7 protein-coding genes are annotated in these 4982 nt (G+C 67.1%); all 7 read left to right on the top strand.

Annotated elements, in window-relative coordinates:
- On the top strand, positions 1-935 hold a 935-nt coding region (locus ADADOO_RS04595; protein WP_511275403.1), incomplete at its 5' end, for an ABC transporter permease.
- Positions 928-1995, top strand: coding sequence for an ABC transporter ATP-binding protein (locus ADADOO_RS04590; protein ID WP_511275401.1), 1068 nt, complete (start codon positions 928-930; stop codon positions 1993-1995). The genes ADADOO_RS04595 and ADADOO_RS04590, both read left to right, overlap by 8 nt.
- A gap of 218 nt (positions 1996-2213) precedes the next feature.
- Complete coding sequence (locus tag ADADOO_RS04585) at positions 2214-3284, top strand: AbrB family protein (RefSeq protein ID WP_511275400.1); 1071 nt, start codon at positions 2214-2216, stop codon at positions 3282-3284.
- A 32-nt stretch (positions 3285-3316) separates the two neighbouring features.
- Positions 3317-3484, top strand: a complete 168-nt coding sequence (locus ADADOO_RS04580; RefSeq protein WP_511275398.1) for a hypothetical protein — start codon at positions 3317-3319, stop codon at positions 3482-3484.
- A gap of 45 nt (positions 3485-3529) precedes the next feature.
- Entirely contained in the window at positions 3530-4363 is an 834-nt protein-coding gene (locus ADADOO_RS04575) for a nucleotidyl transferase family protein (RefSeq protein WP_511275397.1), read from the top strand.
- The gene (citD, locus tag ADADOO_RS04570) at positions 4360-4626 is read left to right on the top strand and encodes a citrate lyase acyl carrier protein (RefSeq protein ID WP_511275395.1); all 267 of its coding nucleotides are present in this window, start codon (positions 4360-4362) and stop codon (positions 4624-4626) included. The genes ADADOO_RS04575 and citD overlap by 4 nt, the downstream gene beginning before the upstream one ends.
- A partial coding sequence (locus tag ADADOO_RS04565) for a PPC domain-containing DNA-binding protein (RefSeq protein WP_511275393.1) occupies positions 4623-4982 on the top strand: 360 nt, incomplete at its 3' end. The genes citD and ADADOO_RS04565, both read left to right, overlap by 4 nt.

The following is a 4982-nucleotide window of genomic DNA, read 5'->3' as shown; positions in this document are numbered from 1 at the left end:
ATCACCTGATGGCGGCGGTGGCGACCTGCATTGTCGCCATCACCTTCCCGCTGGTCCTGTTGCAGCGCTTCCTGCTCAAGTCGGCCCAACGCTACGTCTCGATGAAGGGCAAGTCGGCCCGTCAGCGGCCGCTCTCCCTCGGTGGCTGGAAGTGGGTAGCGCTGGCCGTGATCGGTGCCTGGCTGTTCCTCAGCATTGTCGTGCCGGTGGCCGGGGTCGCCCTGCGCTCGGTGGTCAGCAGTTGGGGGGCCGGGGTCAATATCCTTGAAGTCCTGACGCTGGACCACTTCCGCGCCGTCTTCGAGGAATCGACGATGATCCGCTCAATCGTCAATTCGATCGTCATCGGCACCCTGGGCGGCGCTGTCGCCGTCGGTGGCTACCTGCTGATCGGCCTGGCCACCCACCGCCAGCCGGACGGCCTGTCGCGCTTCGTCGATTACGTCGTCCTGACGCCGCGCGCCATTCCCGGCCTGATGGCCGGTCTGGCAGTGTTCTGGGTGTTCCTCTTCGTGCCCTTCCTGGCGCCGCTACGGTCGACGCTGTTTTCGGTGTGGTTTGCCTACTCGGTGGTCTGGCTGGCCTACGGCATGCGCCTGATCCAGAGCGCCCTGATGCAGGTCGGCCCGGAACTCGAAGAGGCCGGCCGCCTGGTCGGCGCCTCGCGCTCCCGGGTGTCGCGCGACATCACGGTGCCGCTGATCCGCAACGGCCTGCTCGGTTCCTGGCTGCTGATCTTCATGATCTTCGAGCGCGAATACTCGACCGGCGTCTATCTGCTCTCCCCCGGCACCGAGGTGATCGGTGCGCAAATCGTTTCCCTGTGGGCTTCCGGCGCCGTCGATGTGGTCGCTGCCCTGTCCCTGATCAACATGCTGCTGGTCGGCGTCGGCCTCGCCCTGGCGCTGCGTTTCGGAGTAAAACTTCATGACTGACAAGACCATCCTGACCGTCGACAACCTCGCCCTGTCCTACGGCACCAACCCCATCCTCAAGGGCGTCTCGATGAACCTCAGCCGCGGCGAGGTGGTGTCCCTGCTCGGCCCCTCGGGCAGCGGCAAGACGACGCTGCTGCGCGCCGTCGCCGGCCTCGAACAGCCGCACCAGGGCAGCGTCACCATTGCCGGCCGGGCGATCTACGACGCCGCCACCGGCGTCGACATCCCGGCCGAAAAGCGCGAGCTCGGCCTGGTCTTCCAGTCCTACGCCCTGTGGCCGCACATGACGGTGTTCGACAACGCCGCCTATCCGCTGGTCCTGCGCAAGGTGGCCAAGGCCGAAATCGCCCGGCGCGTCGAGGCCGCCTTGAAAAACCTCGGCCTGGCCCATCTCGCCGAACGCTATCCGCACCAGCTGTCGGGCGGCCAGCAGCAGCGCGTGTCGATCGCCCGGGCGCTGGTCTACAACCCGCCGGTCATTCTGCTCGACGAGCCGCTCTCCAACCTCGACGCCAAGATGCGCGAGGAAGCCCGCGCCTGGCTGCGCAACCTGATCGTCGAGCTACAACTGTCGGCGCTGGTCGTCACCCACGACCAGGCAGAAGCGATGGCGATGTCCGACCGCATCCTGCTCTTGAACGGCGGCGTCATCGAGCAGCAAGGGACGCCGCAGGACATGTACAGCCATCCCAAGACCCACTTCGTCGCCGACTTCATGGGCAGCAACAACACCCTGAAAGGCCGCATCGCCGACATCCGCGATGGCGAAGCCCTCGTCGCCGTCGGCGACGGCCTGAGTCTGTGGGGCCAGCGGCGCAGCGACGCCAGCATCGGCCAGGAAGTCACGGCCGTCGTCCGCGTCGAGCAAACCCGGCTGGCCGACGGGCCGGGCGAACACCGGGCGGAGATCGACCTGGCCACCTCGATGTTCCTCGGCGACCGTTTCGAGTACGTGCTGCACGCCGGCGACAGCCTGCTGCGCGCCTGGGGCGACCGTCAGGAAACGGCCGGCAAGCGCTGGCTGGAATTCCCGCCGGAAGCCGTCTGGGTCTTTTGAGTTTTTTTATGTGTCATTAGTGGCCGGCCATCCAGAAACCCCGGCCGCTATTGACTCAATTGAGGCGCAGAGGAAGGAGCCGGATGGCGTGTTGCATCCGGCAGGTAAGAACCACGATTCAAGGACGTTGTTGTTTCCATGAATTTCTCTGCGCTTCGGCGTCTCTGCGGTGAGGTTATCAGATTGTTTTTTGCCCTTTTTTCCGGTTGACCGTAGCAATGCCGATCTCCTCCCCGCAGCACCGCCTGCTCCTGCGCATCCTGCCCGCCCTGCTGCTCGCCGCGCTGGCCGGCAGCCTGGCCGAGCGTCTGCGCGCGCCGCTGCCGTGGATGATCGGTCCGCTGTTCACCATCGCCATCCTGCGCATGGCCGGAGCCCGCCTCGAAGCTCCGCCCGGCGGCCGGCAAGTTGGCCAGTGGGCGATCGGCTCCGCGCTCGGCCTCTATTTCACACCAGCCGTGCTCAGCCAACTGAGCCGCCACGGCCTGAGCATCGCCCTGATCGCGGCCAGCGCGGTTGCCGTCGGCCTGCTCGGTGCCCATATGATCCGCCGATGGACCGACGTCTCACCGGCCACCGCCTTCTTCGCCGCGCTGCCCGGCGGTGCTTCGGAAATGGTCGTCCTCGCCGAACGTCAGGGCGGCGCCGTGGACCGGGTGGCCGCCGCCCACGCCCTGCGCGTCATGCTGGTGGTCAGCGTCGTGCCCTTCGTGCTGGTCCATTGGAGCCAGGGCGGCGACGAAGTATTCCGGCCGCTCGCCGCGGCGGTCGACGGGTGGCGCCTGGCCATCCTGTTTGCCGCCTCGCTGGCCGGCGTCCTCCTCTTTCTCGGACTGCGCATCGCCAATGCCTGGGTGCTCGGGCCGCTGGCCTGCGTCGGTAGCCTGACCGCCCTCGGCCTGCCGCTCTCCGGCCTGCCGCCCGGACTGGTTAATGGCGGCCAACTGCTGCTCGGGGTGGCGCTGGGCAGCCGCTTTTCGCCCTCCTTCTTTCGCGCCGCCCCCCGCTTTCTCGGCGTCTCGGCGCTGGCCACCGGCCTGGCGCTGCTGCTCAGCGGACTGGTCGTCTGGCTGCTCGCCCGCTTCGTCAATCTGCCCCTGCCCTCGCTGGCGCTCGCCGCTTCGCCCGGCGGCATGGCGGAAATGAGCGTCACGGCCAAGGTCATGCATCTGAGCGTGCCGCTGGTCACCGCCACCCACGTGCTGCGCGTCGTGCTGCTCACCGTCTGCGCCCCGCCACTTTGTCGTCAGTACCTCGCCTGGCAAGGCCAGCGCGCCCCCGGCGCCTGAGCTGTCAACCACCCAACCTCCGGAGACCCGCCATGACCATTGCCCATGCCGCCCCGCCCCCATCCGCCCCGCTCCACCCAGCCGCTTTGGCGACGCCAGCCGACCGCCAGCCGCAGAATGTTCGGCCCGAAACCGGAGCGCCGGCCAAGGACCACGCGCCCCCTGAAGTCTCGGCCGTCGCCGAGCTGGGCTACAACTGACGCGCCGGATTCCATCAGGCCACCCCGTTCCCCGGGATATTCCACGTGATCGCCAACCTCATCGCCCCTGCTGACGTCGCCGCTGCCCGGCGGCTGATCGAAGGCAACGGCCTCATCTTCCAGGCGGGTTTCGACGACCTGGTCGGCATCCACGACCAGGGCAGCCTGGTCGCCGTCGGCGCCAGGGCCGGACGGGTCCTCAAGATGCTCGCCATTGATCCCGCCCACCGCGGCGGATCCTTGCTCGGCGAGATCGTCAGCGCCCTGGTTGCCCGCGGCCTCGAAGCCGGATTCGATGCGATTTTCGTGTTCACCAAACCCGGCCATGCCGGCTCCTTCGCGGCGCTCAATTTCACGCTGCTCGCCGGCCAGGGCCAGGCGGTGCTGCTCGAATTCGGCAACGGCTTCAAGCACTGGCTGGCCGCCAACGATGCCCGGCGTCGCGCCGGCGTCAACGGCGCCGTGGTGGTACCCGGTACCCTGTTTTTCCCGGGCCACCGCCACCTGATCGAGACTGCGGCGCGCCAGGTGGACCACCTCTACGTCTTCGTCACTGGCCAAGACTGCGACCGGCTGGTCCGGGAAGGCGTGGGCGACATCGCCAATGTCGTCGGGCTCGACCTCGCCCATTACCGGATCGGCGCCACCAGCTTTCCGACCTATTTCCTGAAGCCGGACGACCCGGTGGCGAAAATCCGCGCCGAACTCGACGCGACGCTGTTCGCGACGCGGATCGCCCCGTTTTTCGGGATCGCCCGGCGCTATACCGGCGCCGAACCGACGCCCGAAACAGCCGCTGACGAGGCTGTCATGACCCCTATTCTCGAGGCGCATGGCATCGAAGTCCGCACTATCCCCCCCCCCGGAGGCAGTCAATGAAAATACAACGCAAGGGCCAGGCCGGCACCATGCAGTCGAGTGACCTGATGGTCATCGTCGAGCCGGCCGACGGGCTGGTCATCGAGATCGAATCGACGGTCAAGAAGCAGTTCGAACATCTGATCCGCGCCAAGCTGGAGCAAGTCCTGGCCCAGCACGGCGCCGAAAACGCGCGGGTCAGCGTCAATGATCGCGGCGCCCTCGACTATGCCATCGAGGCCCGCCTGGAAACCGCCCTGCGGCGGGCTGGAGGTTTGTCATGAACGAAATGAATAACCACAACGGTTACCGTTACAAGGAGTACGGCCACGGCCGCCGCTTCTTCCTGAAGATTCTCCCCGGCGAGCGCCTGGTCGACATCCTGACCCGATTCACCCAGCACGAGGGAATCCGTCATGCGGTGATCGTCTCGGCGGTCGGCTCGGTCAAAAACGTCCACCTCAACGACATCAAGAGCGGCGCCCGGTTGCCGATCACGGCGGCCCGCCTGACCCCGCACGCGGTCGAAGGGCCGCTCGAACTGCTCGGCCTGACCGGCAACATCGTTCCCGACGACAGCGGCGAACCCTTCTGCCACCTGCACATCATCGCCAGCAAATCGTCGGGCGACGTGGTCGGC

This window comes from Azonexus sp. (assembly GCF_036170495.1).
Classification (GTDB): domain Bacteria; phylum Pseudomonadota; class Gammaproteobacteria; order Burkholderiales; family Rhodocyclaceae; genus Azonexus.
This window is presented reverse-complemented; position numbering and strand designations above follow the sequence as displayed.

Coding starts and splice junctions, on each gene's coding strand:
- ADADOO_RS04585 (WP_511275400.1), top strand. CDS start 2,214: ATGCCGATCTCCTCCCCGCAGCACCGCCTGCTCCTGCGCATCCTGCCC.
- citD (WP_511275395.1), top strand. CDS start 4,360: ATGAAAATACAACGCAAGGGCCAGGCCGGCACCATGCAGTCGAGTGAC.
- ADADOO_RS04590 (WP_511275401.1), top strand. CDS start 928: ATGACTGACAAGACCATCCTGACCGTCGACAACCTCGCCCTGTCCTAC.
- ADADOO_RS04580 (WP_511275398.1), top strand. CDS start 3,317: ATGACCATTGCCCATGCCGCCCCGCCCCCATCCGCCCCGCTCCACCCA.